17 protein-coding genes are annotated in these 17,047 nt (G+C 62.0%); all 17 read right to left on the bottom strand.

What is annotated here, in order from left to right:
• Position 1 precedes the first annotated feature (1 nt).
• The gene (locus ASH04_RS09410) at positions 2-631 is read right to left on the bottom strand and encodes a phage gene 29 protein family protein (protein ID WP_057473361.1); all 630 of its coding nucleotides are present in this window, start codon (positions 629-631) and stop codon (positions 2-4) included.
• Positions 631-2,310, bottom strand: a complete 1,680-nt coding sequence (locus ASH04_RS09405; RefSeq protein WP_200937302.1) for a Gp37-like protein — start codon at positions 2,308-2,310, stop codon at positions 631-633. The genes ASH04_RS09410 and ASH04_RS09405 overlap by 1 nt, the downstream gene beginning before the upstream one ends.
• Entirely contained in the window at positions 2,307-3,275 is a 969-nt protein-coding gene (locus ASH04_RS09400; RefSeq protein WP_057473360.1) for a hypothetical protein, read from the bottom strand. The genes ASH04_RS09405 and ASH04_RS09400 overlap by 4 nt, the downstream gene beginning before the upstream one ends.
• The gene (locus ASH04_RS09395) at positions 3,272-8,059 is read right to left on the bottom strand and encodes an NlpC/P60 family protein (protein ID WP_156394516.1); all 4,788 of its coding nucleotides are present in this window, start codon (positions 8,057-8,059) and stop codon (positions 3,272-3,274) included. The genes ASH04_RS09400 and ASH04_RS09395 overlap by 4 nt, the downstream gene beginning before the upstream one ends.
• 21 nt (positions 8,060-8,080) lie before the next feature.
• Positions 8,081-8,695, bottom strand: coding sequence for a DUF5361 domain-containing protein (locus ASH04_RS26500; RefSeq protein ID WP_156394515.1), 615 nt, complete (start codon positions 8,693-8,695; stop codon positions 8,081-8,083).
• Between the two features lie 380 nt (positions 8,696-9,075).
• Positions 9,076-9,657, bottom strand: a complete 582-nt coding sequence (locus ASH04_RS09380) for a phage tail tube protein (protein WP_057473356.1) — start codon at positions 9,655-9,657, stop codon at positions 9,076-9,078.
• Between the two features lie 377 nt (positions 9,658-10,034).
• A complete protein-coding gene (locus tag ASH04_RS09370) occupies positions 10,035-10,253 on the bottom strand; it encodes a hypothetical protein (protein WP_057473354.1) in 219 nt (72 codons plus the stop codon).
• Positions 10,253-10,660, bottom strand: coding sequence for a hypothetical protein (locus tag ASH04_RS09365; RefSeq protein WP_057473353.1), 408 nt, complete (start codon positions 10,658-10,660; stop codon positions 10,253-10,255). The genes ASH04_RS09370 and ASH04_RS09365 overlap by 1 nt, the downstream gene beginning before the upstream one ends.
• Positions 10,657-11,004 (bottom strand): hypothetical protein, encoded by a 348-nt coding sequence (locus tag ASH04_RS09360; RefSeq protein WP_057473352.1) that lies wholly within the window; start codon positions 11,002-11,004, stop codon positions 10,657-10,659. Before ASH04_RS09360 ends, ASH04_RS09365 begins: the two co-directional genes overlap by 4 nt.
• Positions 10,994-11,446 carry a hypothetical protein gene (locus ASH04_RS09355; RefSeq protein WP_156394514.1) on the bottom strand — a complete coding sequence of 151 codons (453 nt, stop codon included), beginning with the start codon at positions 11,444-11,446 and terminating at the stop codon, positions 10,994-10,996. Before ASH04_RS09355 ends, ASH04_RS09360 begins: the two co-directional genes overlap by 11 nt.
• 18 nt (positions 11,447-11,464) lie before the next feature.
• Positions 11,465-11,626, bottom strand: coding sequence for a hypothetical protein (locus tag ASH04_RS26775; protein WP_162247523.1), 162 nt, complete (start codon positions 11,624-11,626; stop codon positions 11,465-11,467).
• Between the two features lie 17 nt (positions 11,627-11,643).
• Positions 11,644-12,585, bottom strand: a complete 942-nt coding sequence (locus ASH04_RS09350) for a hypothetical protein (protein ID WP_057473351.1) — start codon at positions 12,583-12,585, stop codon at positions 11,644-11,646.
• A gap of 18 nt (positions 12,586-12,603) precedes the next feature.
• A complete protein-coding gene (locus tag ASH04_RS09345) occupies positions 12,604-13,158 on the bottom strand; it encodes a hypothetical protein (RefSeq protein ID WP_057473350.1) in 555 nt (184 codons plus the stop codon).
• 81 nt (positions 13,159-13,239) lie between these two features.
• The gene (locus ASH04_RS09340) at positions 13,240-13,881 is read right to left on the bottom strand and encodes a VG15 protein (protein WP_156394513.1); all 642 of its coding nucleotides are present in this window, start codon (positions 13,879-13,881) and stop codon (positions 13,240-13,242) included.
• Positions 13,829-15,283, bottom strand: coding sequence for a phage portal protein (locus tag ASH04_RS09335; protein WP_057473348.1), 1,455 nt, complete (start codon positions 15,281-15,283; stop codon positions 13,829-13,831). Before ASH04_RS09335 ends, ASH04_RS09340 begins: the two co-directional genes overlap by 53 nt.
• A gap of 4 nt (positions 15,284-15,287) precedes the next feature.
• Positions 15,288-16,814 carry a terminase gene (locus ASH04_RS09330; RefSeq protein WP_057473347.1) on the bottom strand — a complete coding sequence of 509 codons (1,527 nt, stop codon included), beginning with the start codon at positions 16,812-16,814 and terminating at the stop codon, positions 15,288-15,290.
• Positions 16,786-17,040 carry a hypothetical protein gene (locus ASH04_RS09325; RefSeq protein WP_057473473.1) on the bottom strand — a complete coding sequence of 85 codons (255 nt, stop codon included), beginning with the start codon at positions 17,038-17,040 and terminating at the stop codon, positions 16,786-16,788. Before ASH04_RS09325 ends, ASH04_RS09330 begins: the two co-directional genes overlap by 29 nt.
• Positions 17,041-17,047: the final 7 nt, after the last annotated feature.

Genomic DNA, 17,047 nt, shown 5'->3' with positions numbered 1-17,047 from the left:
CTCACCCCTTGATTCGTAGAGCGATACGGTCCGCCAACTGACGGTCGATATTCGACTGAGCACGCAACCCCCGCTGCCCGAACGCAGTAGCCACCTCAGCGACATCCCGCGACCGAACACCCAGACGCTTCGCCAAATCCAAGACACGGATTTTCGCGGGAGGTTCGTTCTCCAAACCGAACTGCTCGAGCACCACGTTCGCGATCTCCGCACGCTCATGCTGCGGAAGACCCTCGTAGATCTGGCGGGTATCCGGCACCGCAACATCCGGGTCGGTACTGTCGACCCACTGCCCGGCCGCCGTCAAACGGTTCAGCATGTTTCCGCCCGCCTGATACTTGCGAGTCGGACTGTCCGGCAACGGATCACCGGGAACCCGTACACCATCGATGGTGACCATCAACCGCTTCACACCGTCGATGACCTCCATATCCAAACCGAGGCACTCACACAGATGCTCCGACTGGGACTCGAAGAACTCCGTCGGCAACGGCAACGGCGCACCCTTCACCGCGAACCCCGTGAACATCCACAGGAACCGCTGCCTCGCCATCGAGAAATCGCAGTTCTCCCGAGTCGGGAGCCCGATACCGTCCCACGTCTTGTTGAAGTCGTTGACGATCTCCGGCATCAGAACACTCCCGCCTGCTGAACATCACTGACCAGCGACTCGATTCGTTCCCACGCCCTCTGGCCGGGATCCTGCAACGCCCGGTCATCACCGACAGCGAGGGCGTACTCGACAGCTGCCTCACGCGACCACGACAGGATCGTCTTCGACACCCGGTCCATGTAGATACGGCCCGAGTAGTCGTACTGGCGGGTCGCACCGATCCGGTCGCCGAGTGAAATATGGCCGTCGTCGCCGATGAGGAACGGGCCACCGTCACGCACATTCAGTTCATGCGCGACATACGTTCTCGTCTCCCAGAAGCCCTGACGCAGCACCATCAGAGACGAGATGGTGTACGCCTTACCGGCACCTTCCTGGAAGAACTCGAAATAGCGTGACCAACCCGAATCCTGAGCTCGCGCAAAACTCTTCACGGACATCCACGCGAGGATCGTGTCCTCGTAGAACGGCTTCAGGATCGTGTCGATAGACCCGCCGATGGAGCCGATCTGCGCCAGGTTCCCGAGAATGTCTCCGAGGGCTTGGATTCCGGCGCTGATCGCCTCGTTGACGCCCGGCATGGAATGGCCGCCGGTGTTCACCTGGATAGCAGTCGACGGTGTCTCCACCCACTTCGCTGACGTGACCCCGGATCTCTCCCCGGTCAGGTAGACAGCGAACGGTAATCGTTTGTCCGTGCGCGTCGCTCGACGCCCGGGAACGAAGTAGTCGCCGGGGATCTCACCGTTGGTGATCAACGCCGACGTCGAGTCGATGAAGTCCGACGCGAACCCTGTGATCGTGCGGATCAGCCCGTCGAAGATCGTTCCGCCATGCGACGTACCAGTGTAGACACCGGACTTGTCGACGAAATCGACCACCAGCGCGCCGTGACGCAGGTTCGCGCCCGGCCACGGAGGCTCATCCCCCGCCAGATACCGACGCAGAACCGGAGTGATCTCCGCGTCCTGCATCATCGGCTTCGCCATCGCATGGAAGTTCTTCCAACGCGACGTAGCGATACCCCAGATGGTGCCGGCCGCCATGTCCTGGATGAACGACGTCGGTTTGACGACGATGTTCCAGTTCGATTGATCCAGCGACCCGAACCACGAACCCAGATTCATCGGCTCGTCCGGGAAGGTGATCAGCGGGTTGTGCTCACGGAAGACCTGCATGAAGAAGGTCGTCTTCAGGACCCAGATCATCGGCCCGGGAAGGATGAACATCCTTGGCTGCACGATGGCGGGGAGGAAACTCGAGGACCACACGTCGTAGTACTTGAGCTCTTCATACGAGGACGCGAACGTCAGTGTCGTGACCGATGTTCCGTCTTCGAGGTCGTCCTGGGAGACGTTCTTCAGGCGGCCGTCCCACCGGTCACCGACGTAGTCGACGGTGATGTGGATGTTGCGTTTCTCGCCGCGCTGGATACGGGCCCACGAGTCGAGCGCCCAGCGGGCTTCGTTCGAGTTCGTCGGCAACGGCAACGTACCGACACCGGTGTCTCCGTCGACCTTCTCGAAACTGCCCGAGTACTCGTTCCCGACGACGAACTGTAGGTTCCATTCGCCGTCGTGGAGGCGCACCACCGGTGGGACTTCCCGCAGGCGGCGTTCCTCCCGATGTGCGTTCTCCGTCGCAGCGAGGATGGCGTTGCACTGATCGAGGAGGCTCGCCCCGAGGTCGACACTCATTCCAACCCCCATGGCCATTCGGAGTAACGACGCGCAATGAACATCGCCATCGCGCCACCGGCAGGAGCATTCGTCACCGACACAGTGATGTTCTGCTCCGGTGTGTACGGCGGCCACCAATAGGTGAAGTACTTGCCGGGCACCGGCATACGGCCCAACAGGTTCGTTCCCGCAGACGAACGAATCATCAACTCCCGAGACGAATCGGTCGTGATGACCGCACCCTCATCCGTCGATGTGATCAGCGGAGTCAGGATCGTCCGCGTGGTGTGATCGAGGCCGGACGCGAGGTCGGGGCCCGGGGCACGCTTGTACGGTGCACCGCGCCACGAATTGTCCGGAATTGTCCACTGCCCGCGAGTGAGAACCCAGCGTGCGGGCATCTCCTGATCCGTCGGATTCGACGGCTTCGGGCCCTTCGCCGCAGTACCCCCGACCAGACCCGAACCCGAAGTGCCGGTCGTCGACCAGTTCGACACAACCGAATCCCAGTACCACATCGGCTGACCTGCACGCAGAGGAAGAATCGGATTCGCATGACCGGCCACCAGAATGTCGGTGCCCGGGTCGAAATCGGATCCCTCGTACAACTGCACATCCAGCGACCGAGTCCCCGACAGCTCCGTCGTGTACGCGATCCGCGCCAACTTCGCTTCCGGATCCCACCGATCCAGCTTGTACTGGAACGCTTTCCGGAACTTCGACACGATCACATCGACCGGAGTGTTACCGACTTCCTTCACGTGGAAGCCGAGCATCAGGTCGCGGACATCGATCCACATCCCCTCGAGGGTTCCGCCGACCTGTCGTGCACCCGACTTCCACGTCTGCCGGACAACGGAATCCATCAAGCCCTTGACTTGATCCTGACCGAGGTAGACGCCCTGCTCCCCCGCACCCTTACCGTGCACACACCAATAGGAGCCGTCCGCTCCGAACACCTCGATACGGGAAGAGGAGGTCACAGTTTGCCTCCGTATCGCATCATCTGTTTCGTCTGCAGATCCCGGACCGACCGGATGACTGTGTTCGTGTCGTGGCCACGGATCTCACCGATGTGCACCGAGAAGTCCGGGCCCTTACCTCCACCGAATTCGGACGGCTCGGCGGTGAGGAGGTCGGTGACGTTCGCCAACGCCTCATGCGCACCGGTCTTGTTGTTGATGACATTGATGCCCGGAGGGATGACGCCGCCCTGGTCGAACACCGGAATGCCGGCGGCCGGCTTCAGCAGCTTCCGGATCACCTCTTCCCAGTTCGGGATGGCACCCGGCGTCACCGGTAACTGCCCGGCGATATCGTCCGCGGGGAACGACGACGGCACAGAACCCAACGCCGCCTTCGGATCCATCGTGGGGATCTCGAGGTCCCACCACCGAGAACTACCGAGACCGAACGGAACCTGCTCGGCGACAGCGTCGATACCGATACCGACCAGGTCAGAACCGAACTGCTTCAGCCGTCCCTTGATCGAGAACGAGTCGGTTCCTCCGCCTCCAACTTCCGGATTGGCCAACGCTTCACGAGCCTTGAGGAGCTCGATGTCGGCCTTTTCCTTCTCCGCCACCGACGATGTGAGATCCGCATAGACAGTGTTGCGGCGCTCGTTGGCTGCATCGACCGCGATCTGCGCATCGACACGGGCCGACTCGGCATCGGAGTACGTCTTCGCGATATCCGGTGCCTGCGGTGCAGGAGCATCCGCCACAGTCGCCCCAACGCCATCCTTCTTGCCCTGGAGTTCGACGACTTTCTGCTCCGCAGACCGCACGGACAGATCAGCCTGGTCCTTGTCGGCCTTCGTGTTGTCCTCTCCCGCATAAACCTTGTCGCGGGCTTCCTTCGCCTGAGCGACAGCGACAACCGCCGACTCCAGATCGATCTGGTCACTGGCAGTCCACGGCACCGGTGCCGTTGCGGCACCGCCCGCCATCTCGGCGATGTTCGCAACCAACGAATTCGGCAGGTGGAACTTGTGCGGGAACTGACTGTCCTGAGCACTCGCCCGATCCGGACCGATACCCGATGTTCCGTTTGCGCCACCGGACTCCGCAGGGTTACCGGCAACTGTCGCCGCCATGTGATCATCCGAAGCACCGACCTGGAACAGTGTTCCGGCAGGGCCGAGACCGGACTGAAGACCGGCCGTTGCGCCGCCGATCAGCGAATACGTCGTGTAAAGACGCTTCGTTGAACCGACGATGCCCATGACGATCTGCTGCAACCAGCCGACAAATCCGGAACAGTCGAAGTTCGACGGGCCGGTGCCGCCCCACTCGTACGTGTTTCCGGTAACACCGCGGCCCGCATTCAGCGCTGCGTTGATACCACCATCCGCGTACTTCTCCAGACGCATCCCGAAACGTTGAGCGATTTGCCCGAGGATCATTTCCGAACGAGGCCGCTTCGCAGGTGCCAGCGGTATGTAGCCTTCACCGCCAGTTTCCGGCTCGCCGAAAACTCTCCACGATCCAGCAGGCGCAATATGGGCAGTGTGGTCCTCGCGGACCCCACCGTTGGCGTAGTAGTCCCACACCCCGCCATTCGCATTCGGGAGCAGGATCGGCGCGACCGGCCCTTGGACACCATTCGCGTTGAAATCTCGCTGCGCCTGCTGCGTCCGGATCGTGTCGACAACAACGGTCATCGTGCGCGGCCGGTTGATCAACTCATCCAACGTCGCCTGCGCCGCAGCATCATCGGCATAGACCTCGACGGTGCCGTTCTCCAGCGTCCGAACCTTGAGATCCAACGCCTCCAAACGGGCGATCGCCGCAGCATCCAACGTATCCACCGTGATGGACTTGTCATCCGGTACAAGATCGACCTTGTCCTTCAGAATGTCCAACGCGATCTGCGAGCCAGCCATGTTCGGCTGATCGATGAGAGTCGACACCACCGACGGAATGCCGATGTACTTGTCCGCCAGCCGATCCGCTTCGGCACCGACCACACCGAGCGTCCCGACCTGCTCGATGAACTTCTGCCGAGACTGCTCCACCACACTAGTTGCGGCCTGCTGAGCGCCCGCCAGATCACCGTTCGCGACCGCGGCATCCCTCGCTGCCCGAGCAGCATTGAGAGTCGCCTCCTGCTGCGCGACAGTCACATCGAGGAAATCACGACCAGCAGCTGTCGCCACGTCGATGGTGTTCGTGTCGACATCGATCGTCGGCTTGACGAGGACATCGTTCTGGTTCTTCTCCCCCGCGGCCGACTCCTTCGTCGACTCGAACGCAGCGTTCAACGCTGAGTTCGCCTGCTCCAAATCGAGGGGGTTACCGTTCAACGCATCGAGGGCCGCCTTCAACGCCGACGTACGATCCTCTGCAGTCGCCGCAGAATCGGTGATCTTGTCGATCGCCTCCGAGAATGCCGTAGCTGATTCACTGCCCTGATCCATCGCCAACGCAGTGTCGGACTGGATCCGCTGCGCCTCGTTCAACTGCTCGTTCGTGGTCCCGATGCTCGTCGCCATATCGACGGCACCGACACCGGCATCGTCGAGACTGTTCTTCAGCGCCTCGAGCGACGACACCTTGTCGGCCTCGCTGGCACCGGCCGCGGACAGAGTGGTGTTGTAGTTGTCGAGCTTGCCCTTGACCTCGTCGTACTTCTGGCTGTTCCCGCCGAGCGCCGCCGTCAGATCGTCGAGAGACACACCAGCCCGGTCGTAGCCGTTGATGTTGCCCTTGTAGACGTTCGACGCCTCCGTCGACCGACGGATGTTCTCGCCGATGACAGAGTTCACCCGATCGAGAGCGCCCTCTTGATTGAGGTGCGCCGCAACAAGATCGCCCTCAGCGATACCGTAATTGCGGGCGGACTCGATCAGACCGGACTCGGCCAGGATCTTCGCCTGAGACGCGATCGTGTTCGCCGTGACTGCACCGGTCTGCGCGTCGAGCGTGCCACTGAGAGCCTCGACAGCCGCCTTGTTCGCCTCGGCCGCAGCCTTCGCCTCCTGGTTCTTCTTCATCCAGAAGAACAGAGCAGCGCCAGCAGCGAGCACAGCGATACCGAACGGCCCACCCAAAGCGGACACGATGCCGCCGCCGGCGAGTTTCAAAGCTGTTCCCGACGCTGCAGCCAGACCCGCGGCCGTCGAGAACCGGGCGGCACCAGTCGCCGCGTTCACGAACGCCGACTGCATACCAGCAATAGCCGGACGGGATGCCCCGATCTGCTGAATCGCAGAACCGAAACGGCCCATCTGCACAACACCATTGCGGCTCGTCGTGATCAGGCCACCCTGAACCGTAGCCAACATGCGGGTCGTCGCGATCGCGCGACCGGTAGCTGCGCTGACATTGGACAGGATCGGGGGGATGACTTTCCACGCGATGAACGCCGCGACCAACGCCAAAACTGTGTCCGTGTTCCCCGCCAGGCCATCGAATACCGGCAGTAGGAAAGACGACAATGCGTTCACCGCAGGGATGACCCGGCCGGCGATTTCCTCACCGAAATTGCCGAGAGCGTTCTGCGCCTTCGCGATACCACCGGCAGTGGTTTCACCGAACGCCTCAGCGGACCCGGCGAACTGCGAATTGACCTCAGCGAGAATGATCTTCTGCGCACCGAGGAGATCGTTCTGCGCAACCATCTGCTCGATCTGAGTCTTCTGCTCAGCAGAGAACGTGATGCCGACCTTCGACAGCGCGGAGACGCCCTTGATCGGATCGTTCAACGCCTTACCGAGCTGCAGCGCAGCACCCTTGGCGTCGGTACCCATCGCGACCGACATATCCGTCATCGCCAGAACGGTCTGATCGAAGACGTCGTTGCCGTCGCCCGACTCGTTCTTGATGTTTTTGAACGTCAGGAGGAAGTTGGCACCGGCGACGGTGCTTTCCATCTCGACAGACGTCATCGCTTCGATGCTTTCGGCGAGTTCACCGACATGCTCAGCGGAGACCTGTGCGGCCCCACCGGTGGACTTGATGACCGACGCGGTCTGCGCGGCAAGGGTTTCGACACCCTGCACATCCGCAAGTGACTGCGTCAGGAAGCTGATCGCTGCAGCACCGGCAGCGAAACCGGCGATCTCACCGGTAAAGCTCTCGTTGGCACCGAGAGCAGTCTCGCCCTGGCTCTCTGCCTCACGGGCATTCGTGGCCTCAGCCGAGTTGACGGCGGCCGCGGACACAGCTCCGCCGATGGCACTGATGCCACTGGTCGCTTCCGACGAGAAAGAGCTCGCGAACTTCGAGCCCTGCTCACGGCCAGCTGTTTCCATCTCCGGGCCGACGTTGCGGTTCAGTTCCCCCGCGATACCGGGAACAGCAGCGATAAGTCCTGCCGCGGTGGTCGAGAACGCGGTACCGTACGACTCGCCCTGCGTCCGCCCAGTGCGCTGCATGGCGCTGCCCTGGCGTTCGAGATCCGAGGTGATCTTCTTCGTCGCACCCGCGGTGCTGATGCCGCCGGCGAACGAGGTACCGAACTTCGCGCCCTGATCGCGGCCGAGGCCCCCGATCCCGGACATCTGCCGCGTCAAACCCGGAACGAGGGACTGCTGCGTCGACCCGGTGAACGCCGAGCTGAAACTGTTGCCCTGCTCCCGACCTGAACGGGTGACTTGTGCACCCACCCGGCTCAGTGAACCGGTGAATCCGGTACCGAACTTCTGGCCCTGTTCGGTACCGGACCTCGCTAGGCCGGGACCGACCTGCCGGTTGAACTCGCCGACGAACTTCGATGCCTCCGGCAACATGGAGATATACGCGACAGCGAGCTCAGTTGCCATGAGACACCTCCATTGGTTCTGTCACGCAGTGATGTCTTCGAGGTGCTGCCATGTTTCGCGCCGCACGATCCGGCCGATCGTCGATTCCGAAACCTCGTACGACGCAGCAAGATCCGAGTTCGTCAGATTGCCCGCCTTTGCGAGGGACCGGACCGCCAAGACTTGCTCGGCGGTCAGCTTCCCGCGGTGCGGTTCGACATCGTCGGGCACCGCATACAGGTGCTCGACCTTGCGGCGCCTCTCGTCGATCGGGATCGCTTTGCCGCCGTACTTCTTGACATTGTCATCGGACACCAGACCGGGACGTGGGAGCGGCTTCGGCCGGTGAATGCCCTTCGAGCCGTCCTTGCTGATCATCCAATTGTGTTCGGCCAGTTTGTCGAACACCATCGCCACCAGGAAGTCGGTGTGCGACCACATCCACTCGTCGGGCTTCAGTTCGCGGACGAGCGCCGAGTCGCGGTCGAGGTGCGCGAGGATGTTGAGGAGGTCGCGGAGCGAGAAGTCTTGGATGCCGATCCACCGGAGGCGGAGGCCTTGCGCGATGAGGTCCGCTTCGATGGCCCCTTCGTGGTCGTCGATGACTGCGAAGAGGCCGAGGATTCCGGGATTGTCACCTCGGATGCCTCGGTCCACGTCGTGGAGAGCCAGTCGATCTGGTCCTCTTCGAGGGTCGGGATGACCTTGCCGAGTTCGGGGTTGAGCATCGTCGCGATCTCGCGGACGAGGTCGTACTGTTCCTCGATCGTGAGTTTCATCTTCGCTGCCTCGAGCGCTCGTTTGCCTGGCTCGGACTTCGGGTTGATGTACTGCAGTTTCGGGAGACTGAACGTCATCAGTGAACCGTCTACCGGGATGTCGAACTCCCAGCGGTTCTCCGGCAACTGATGTGCCGGCAGTGGCATAACGGATCGGTCGTTGACCATCGCAGCGGCCCCTCTCGTTCGGCAGCGGCCCGAAGGCCCGCCTGGTGGAGGCGGGCCGCTGCGGTGGATACCTGCACCAGGCGGGTTCTGTTACGCCCCGGACGGGACGCCGTTGTTGGCGTATTCGTAGAGCTTGTTTCCGAGTGCGTCGGCGAAGCACTCGACGGTCACCTGTCGCGAGATCACGTTCGTGTGAACGAGGTTCGCGTCACCGATGGTGGTGATCTGGCCGTCCGGCACACAGAGGCGAAGCTTCTTCTGGTCGTCGAGGACGTCGACCAGCCACGTCTTGTGGGGAAGCTTCTTCGCGTTCTTCACCGTCGCGAGTCGAGTACCGACCGTCGACGTCGCGGGAGTCACGATGACGTTGGTGTCACCGTTGACGGCCTTCGCGACTTCCTCGTTCATGAACTCGAGCAACGAGAACTGCAGTGTGACGGTGTGATCGGACTGCACCACCAGGATGGTGTCGCCACCGAACGCCTTGATCTTCGTTGTGTCGCGGCCCTCGGTGAGGGTGATTCCGTCCTCACCGATGTAGCCGAGCGACTTGAATGCCGCTACCGGCGCGGTGACTTCGGACGTCGGGAGGACGGTCGCCAGCGGAGCCCACCAAATGGGACCCGTGACGAGAGGTGTTGCGTTGAATGCATTGGCAGCAGTCTGCGCCATGATCAGGCCCCTTTCAGGCACGTTGCAGCGGCCCTGATGGAGCTCCCCGCGTCAGGTGCGGGGACAAATGTCGGATCGTTCTGCCCGGCAAAGGCGAACGAGCATGTGAATTGAAACCTCAGCGAGCTGGCAGTATCACGATCCAGCGTTCAAATTGTTGACCAGCGTGTTGTCCCGAGCGTTGCGTACCATTGCAATTGGTGTGGCCGTGATGACCGAACCGCGCACACGGGACTTGCCCTGACTGACATTCGCAACGAAGCCCTCGCCGCATGCTGCAGCAATCGCCTCGCAACGCTTCCGAATCAGAGCTTCGACAGCTGCAGATTTCCTGATCGTCGAGAATCCCGCGACTTTCCATACGAAGCGCACAGTCATCAGTCGAGTCCTGTCGTGTGCTTACTGGTGGTGACGATCGACGCGGCCGGAATGGTAAGGCGTACAGCCGGAACGATGCCGCCTTCGTTACCGAGGTTGTGCAGCACGGGCTCGACCTCGGTGAAGAAGAACGGGACCGTGGCACCGTCGATGGTGATCTCGACACCATCCGCGGTATCCACCGTGATGGACTGCGCGAGTTCGTGTTTCTTCGGCATCAGATAGCCTCGCCGCGGACATCCAGCGAGCATGTGAACTGGTATCGCGGAAGATTGGTATCCGGATCGGGGAAGAACACAGGCCCTCCGACTTCGTCGTAGTGGTAGACCTGCACACCGTCGTGCCGCCAAGCTCCCCGATTGACCGAGAGAACGGCGCGACACAGACGGGACAATGCAGATGCTTCCGGCGCGGTGATGTCCCAACACTGGATCGTGATCTGAGCCGTGTCGACGACCAGGTCTCTACGCCTGCCTCCGGACCTGAACACCCGCACCGAACGTTTGGTACGAGGATTCAACATCCGGGTGGACACGTGTGCAACGTCATCACGCGAAGCCAACTCGGAACGCAGCTTCGACACCACCAGCGCCTCGACGTCAGGGAAAGCTATTGCCTCACTCACCCGTCCACCCGCCCCAGGTTGACGATCCCGCCGGGGTTCCACCCGAACGGGTTGTGGTCGTACATTTCAACCGGGCCGATGACGTCGAACTCGGTGCCCTCGAGCACCATCCGATCCCGGGGGGAGCACCTGAAGTCGGGTGGAACCATCAACTCCACCTCGACGACAACACGGTCGTGTCCCGCCAATTTCGGCTCGGACCCATGCGGTGCACCCCAGCCGTAGACGCGCTTCTGGACAGGAGCAGCCCAGACCTCGACGGGATTACCGTGAGCATCATCAGGTCCGCTCGACGACCAGACGCGGTGTCCGACTGTGAACAGCAGCGGGAATTCAGGGCTCATAGATCGGCACCCCGGCGATGACCGCGCCGCACGAGCACGAGCCACCGAAATACAGCGAGCAGATCGGTGAATGCCAGACCGTTGATCCGACTGTGTCGACCGAATACGCCTTGCCCTGTTCGCCGCTCCTGCAGATGTCCTGCAGTTGAGTGATCTCACTGGGCCAGAAGTTGTACCCGGTGCGTTGCCGCGTATCCAGCGTCTCGCTGTACGAACCGGCCGCGCGTGATTGGAGAGCGCCCGCGCCCGCCTTCTCCCACCTGATGATCGCCCCGACGAGGATCAGTTTCGCCTCAGCGACCTTGTCTTCGTCCAGGTTGTCCCCCAGCAGGCAAGGCGCTACCCGCGTTGCACGGGCATTGGCCCCTTTGATCCACATGTCGACCATGGGATTGGATGCGAAATGCTCGGGAAGATCGATGGGTTGGACTATGGCGGCCACGAGCAACTCCCCTCGGTCTTACTCGCTCGACGCCTTCGACCGACTCGGCGGGCGCTTCGGCGTCTGGTCCTCGGGAAGGCGGTATCCGGATGCGATGCGCAGTTCCTTCTTGGACTCCGCTACGGACACCGTCTGACCATTGGGTGCGATCAGTGTGACTGTTTCGATTTTCTCGCTCATCAGAATTCCTTTCCGGCCTAGACGTTCGCGACCGCGTCCTTGACGATCGAGAAGGCATCCAGCGACAGGATTCCGACGCCGTACACGACCTCGGAGCGGATGGCAATCTCGTTCTTGCGCTGGAGATCACCGAGACCATCGGGGTCGCCGTACTCGATCAACGTGAGGGGGATGTCGACCTGGACGCCCCACCGGAATGCGGTGAAGTCGCCGACGATGGCCTTGATGTTCGGGTTCGTGGTGCGGTAAGCACCGGTGGACGGGGTTACAGCTTCCGGGCCGCCGCGGACAGTGTCCGAGACCGCTGCTCCCAGACCGGAGAACGATGTCGCGTCGACACCGAATCCTAGTTCGGGGTACAGCTTCTGTCCGCTCTGCGGATGCCGCTGGGTGGCCAGCTTGAATGCGAAGCTGTTGTCCAGCGCGAGTCCGTTGGGCGAGATGCTGTCCTCGAGCACGAGACCGACAGCCGCCTCCACCGCCTGATCGGGAGTGGCAGCCGAAGCGGTGGTCAACTCGACGACGTTGGTCGAGTCCACGATCTTCGGCGGAGTACCCGCCAACGCGGTACCGGTGAGCGGGTTGATTCCGTGGATGCCGATCAGATCGAGCGCGCGACCGAGCGCGACACCGGACAGGTCCGCCATCGTCCGGAGAACGCCGAGCTGGCGAGCCTCGTCGGCCCACTTCACCTCATGGCTGAATCGCTGCGTGACCTGCACCTTGCGGACCAGCGAGGTGACCGGGGCGAACGTCGCAGTCGACTCGCCCTTCTGCTGGCTCTCACCAACGACCTCACCGCGCGGCGGGGCGGTGAGCGTCATGTACTGCTGCTCACCGAACTCCTGGGGCTCAGCATTCGACAGGCGCGCGAGTACGGATCCGCCCTGAGCCTTCTGCCACACACCCCCGACCAAGTGACGAGGAAGCTGGAAGCTGCCGGTATTCAAAACGGCCATGGGATTGTTCCTTTCGGGTTAGGAATTACCCCCGTTGAAGAACGATCGCGCGAATTCGCGGTCGCCTTCTTCGGTGGTCGTTCCGGTCTGTGTCGACGTGCCCTCTTTGGGCACGCTCGGGTTCTTCTTCTTGCGATCAACCTCAGCGGTCGCTTGCGCGGCCACACGGGCGGCGAGCCTCTTCGCCTGAGCGGTGAGGGTCTCCTCGTCGGTTCCAGTGAGAAACAGGTCCGCGTCGGACGGTTCCCCGTCGTCGCCGCGTTTGGCACTGATGCCGTACTCGCCGGCCACTCGCAGACGCAGGGTGTTCGCTTCGGACTGCTGGTACTTCTTCTCCAGCTCGGCGATGCGGTCGTCGGCGGTCTTCTTCCCCTCGGCGGCCTTCTTCAGGTCGTCGTAATCGGCGTATTTCGTTGCGAACTCGGTGTGCGCCTTGCGACGTTCCTCTGTCCGCGTCTTGCCGATCAGCTTGTCGAGTTCCTCCTGGCTGAACGCCTTCGACTCGTTGCCATTCTCGGGCTCGGAGGACGGGGCGGGCTGGCCTTCGGTGCCTTCGGGTGCAGCTTCAGACATGCGTGTTTCTCCTGATCCGTCCGATTGACCGCTGGACGTGAGCGTGGCCCGTCGGGTGACGGGAAGTTTCGGGTGGAGCGGCTAGAGGTTCTCTGCCATCCAGTCTTTGGCGCGCTCTCTGTCGGCGTCGTTGGTGGTTCGTGCGCTCGGCGTGAACGCGCGAACCGGTGCTGGTAGGCCGTTGAACGCGGGAGCGCAGACGCACTTGCAGTTGTCGTGTGACGCGAAATCGGCTGTGAGCGCGGTATACACGTCGCCGCGGCCCGCGAGCATCTGACAGAACGCACACGAACCCGGACTTGTTTGGCGTTGCCATCCACGGGCTCGGGGGTCTGCGTCGACGTTGCTCATGATGGTTTCGCGGCTGGCGTTCATCACCCGCTTCACCACGCCACCCGACACCAGTGGGAGTGCGGTGTCGAAGTTTCGCTCCGCGAGCTTCGCGCCCCAGCCCGCAAGGGCGTACGCGCCCAAGTCCAACACTCGGACGTCGGCCAGGAACCTGCCGGAGACGTTCAAGTCCGAGCGGTATTCGTCGTACCACTCGGCGGTCACATCAGCTGCGGCATCCCCGTAGCTATCGACGAGTGCAGGCACCACATCGAACAGTCCCTCGGACACAGTGGACTCATCCAGATTTGCCCACAATGCCGCGAGGTCCGATTCCGCGTTATTGGAGAGTCGAACCAGCAGTCTGCGTAGTTCCGTTGGTGTTGTCGGCATTTACGTTCCCTCCTCGCAATGTCTCGAGAAGTGTCCTTCCTTCGGATTTACGCTTCGCTGCCATAGCCCGTTTGATCTGCTGCGGCGACAATCCAAGGAGCTCGTAGCCGACCTCGGTCCCAATGAGTTCGGGTGCCACAGACAGTTGCTTCATGCCCGCATCAGCAGCTGCCGACCGCGCAAGGTAACGGGGGTTCCGCCACTGCGTGTCGATCGACTTCCACTCGGTCGGAACCGCGTCGACTGCAATCCGGTTCTTCATCGCCAATGCACGCACGAACGATTTCCGTAGCGGAGACGTGAAGTTGTCGTCAGCGCCCTCCGCCTCGGCGATCAACTCGTACTGCGATGCGTCGTACGATTCCGCCGACGTCGGGTTCGTCATCTCACTGATCGCGACAGCCGAGTCCGGTAGCGACGATTCGCGGGCGAACAGTTTCGAGAGACCGTTGATGTCGGACCAGTGCGGATCCGGGCTCGACGCCGGGAACTGCTTGACATCAGCGCGCGCCAACGTCGGGTTGGTCTCGTCCTTGTCGTCGTTGATGCCCTTGATGCGGCCGAGGCGGATGTTCCACATATCCCGCTGTGTGCCATCGGCATTGCGGAACACAGACTCGTCAGCACCGAGCAGCCAGAACTCCGGGTACGAGTACACGTCCATGTGGCCCTCGCGGCGCACCAGTTCACGGACTGCAGCGTCCTGCAAACCCATCATCGGACGCGTGATCCGCGACTGCCCGAACGGTCGCTGCGGAGTCGGCTTGTACGGCAACACATCAGCGGGGACGCCATACACATGATCGGCGCGGTCAACCTGCCACTTCGAACTCGCCTTGTCCCGATACGCGGTGATGGTCTCGTTGTCGACGTACAGCGCCAACGTGAGAACAGCGCCGTCACTGTCCTTGTCGATCACGGACAGGAAATTGTCCAGATGCCGGCGGCGACGATTCCACGTACCGGTCGCCTCGGTGGCATCCTTCACGTGAATCAGCGCATCCGGCTCATCGGCCTGACCGACGGTGTTCACCAGGAACGCCGGACCGTGCTGCAGTGCAGCAACGATCGCGCCGTCTATCTCCGATGCGAGATGATTCTCGTCCCACACATCGGAGCCGCCGATACTGTCGAGATCGCCATCGGCCCAGACGAAACCATCGAGATTGCAGCGACGCGCCAACGCATCGACAGCCTTGCCGGTCCACCCGACAACCAGACCGAGGCTGAAATACTGCGGCGGAATCAGCGTGCCGACCATGCGAATGGTGCGCTTGTTGTCGTAGTACGACGTGCGCAGCAAGTTCTTCATACGGAGACGGTCGATCTCGCCGAGCAAACCGTTGACGAGAGCGTTCTCGTCGGCAGTCAAACCGGGGATTCGTACGGCAGAAAATGCCATCGCGCTACCTCGCCCCCGCTCGACGTCCAACTGCTGCAACACGACCCGACGACGACGAACGCCCGGAGCCGGTCGGCTGCCGAGACGTCATCGCCGCATACACCGCAGCAGACATAGCGATCGCCGGCCCAATGTCGAACGAATCCGAGCGAGGCATCAGCATCCACCCACCCGACGCACGATCCTGCCTACGAGACCCGCGAACAGCATCCGAGAGTTCTGGTTGTCCACCATGCGACAGCCGACCCCCTTCCGCCATTCCAAGCCACAACGCATTTCCAGCACCGGACTCGTTCTGTGTGTATGCAGTGGCGTTGTAGCCGAGCTGCTTGAGTTTTTCGCCGACCGCCTTCGCGGCACCAGTCGAATCGTGTTTGATCAGAACGCGGCGAGTGATCCGTTCGGTCAGGAAGTTCATCGCCTCGACCTCGGACTGTGTGCCCATCGCTATTTCGACGTGAGCTGAATCGCCCTCGGACCAGCACGCGACAATCCAGTACCAGCCGGAGCGGGTCGCGTTCACACCGAACGTCGTGGGGCTACCCAACTCGTCGACGTCAGCAGTCAACCGTTTCCAGTCGTCACGCGACACAACCGCCAGCGACTCGTTCGTCTTGTCCCAGATGCCGAACACCTCGCGGCGCACATCCTCCGGGGACATGTTCTCTACAAGACGCTCGATGGCCGACTTGTTCACACGGAACCCGAACGACGGGTTCACCTCGGTGAGCTTGTCCCAGAAACGCGGCGCGTCGATGTCGGCAACTACTTCGTCTGGATCCTCCGGCGAGAACTCGACATAGACGCCCTTGTAGGGTCGGCGCTTCTTCTCCTCGAGTGCACGATCCCGCCGCCGCTTGAATGCCTCGTTCACACCGAGCGCCACTTCCTGCGGTCGCGGAGGAGTTCCCATGAAGAACGCCAAGCCCAGATCGGAGACGTTCATCGCAGCCAGCATGTCGGTGAGCGCCGACTCCTTCAGATTCTGACTCTCGTCGTACACCTGAATGTCGACCTCAGCGAAGCCTCGACCGAAACCAGAAGACCGTGCACCAAACAGGATCCGCGAACCGTTCGCGAAATGCACACCGCGACTGTCATCGGTCATCACCACCGGGAACTGCGCCCGCATCTTTGGGCGAATCAGCGGCTTCTCCACGATCCCCGCGATCTTCATCAACGTCTCCGATGATGTCCGATCATGATGCGACGACCAGATGACCAACGTTCCCGGGCGCGACAAGCAGATCGCGACGAGGCCGACCATGATGCCCCACGTTTTACCGACCTGCCGGGCGATGCTCAGCGTGACACCCATGACGTCGCACGCCAGCGTTCCGTCTTCTCTCAGGCCCAGCGCCGCGTACCAGACATCTTCCTGCCACCGGTCCAGAGTCACGCCCATGCCCGACAGTTCCGGGGCGATGAGTTCGTCGTACCGCGTCAATGCCATATCGTCGGGGACGACGCAGTAGCGGGCGATGTCGACGAGGGCGGCGGGATTAACCTGACTTGCGGAAGCGGCCGGCATCGATCGCAACCACCTTGCCGGATGTGTTCTCGGTTTCGGTCGGCTTCTTCGACAGTGCACGCAGGCGCATGATCTCAGCCTTCGCTCGTTCCAACTGAGCGTTCAACTGCGACCGCATCTGCGGTAGTTCTTCGAACGCCTCGGCCAGCATGTCGTATCGCAACTCGGCTTCGGCGAGCTCATCGCCGGCAGCCATCGCCGCGGTGAGCGACTTGTATTCAGCCATCGGGCCA

It is taken from the genome of Rhodococcus sp. Leaf233 (assembly GCF_001426165.1).
GTDB lineage: Bacteria > Actinomycetota > Actinomycetes > Mycobacteriales > Mycobacteriaceae > Rhodococcoides > Rhodococcoides fascians.
The sequence above is the reverse complement of the archived record's forward strand: the minus strand, read 5'-3'. Positions and strand labels throughout refer to the sequence as shown.

Coding starts and splice junctions, on each gene's coding strand:
- ASH04_RS09335 (WP_057473348.1), bottom strand. CDS start 15,283: ATGGCATTTTCTGCCGTACGAATCCCCGGTTTGACTGCCGACGAGAAC.
- ASH04_RS26775 (WP_162247523.1), bottom strand. CDS start 11,626: ATGAGCGAGAAAATCGAAACAGTCACACTGATCGCACCCAATGGTCAG.
- ASH04_RS09350 (WP_057473351.1), bottom strand. CDS start 12,585: ATGGCCGTTTTGAATACCGGCAGCTTCCAGCTTCCTCGTCACTTGGTC.
- ASH04_RS09380 (WP_057473356.1), bottom strand. CDS start 9,657: ATGGCGCAGACTGCTGCCAATGCATTCAACGCAACACCTCTCGTCACG.
- ASH04_RS09330 (WP_057473347.1), bottom strand. CDS start 16,814: ATGCCGGCCGCTTCCGCAAGTCAGGTTAATCCCGCCGCCCTCGTCGAC.
- ASH04_RS09410 (WP_057473361.1), bottom strand. CDS start 631: ATGCCGGAGATCGTCAACGACTTCAACAAGACGTGGGACGGTATCGGG.
- ASH04_RS09345 (WP_057473350.1), bottom strand. CDS start 13,158: ATGTCTGAAGCTGCACCCGAAGGCACCGAAGGCCAGCCCGCCCCGTCC.
- ASH04_RS09395 (WP_156394516.1), bottom strand. CDS start 8,059: ATGGCAACTGAGCTCGCTGTCGCGTATATCTCCATGTTGCCGGAGGCA.
- ASH04_RS09405 (WP_200937302.1), bottom strand. CDS start 2,310: ATGAGTGTCGACCTCGGGGCGAGCCTCCTCGATCAGTGCAACGCCATC.
- ASH04_RS09325 (WP_057473473.1), bottom strand. CDS start 17,040: ATGGCTGAATACAAGTCGCTCACCGCGGCGATGGCTGCCGGCGATGAG.
- ASH04_RS09370 (WP_057473354.1), bottom strand. CDS start 10,253: ATGCCGAAGAAACACGAACTCGCGCAGTCCATCACGGTGGATACCGCG.
- ASH04_RS09360 (WP_057473352.1), bottom strand. CDS start 11,004: ATGAGCCCTGAATTCCCGCTGCTGTTCACAGTCGGACACCGCGTCTGG.
- ASH04_RS09340 (WP_156394513.1), bottom strand. CDS start 13,881: ATGCCGACAACACCAACGGAACTACGCAGACTGCTGGTTCGACTCTCC.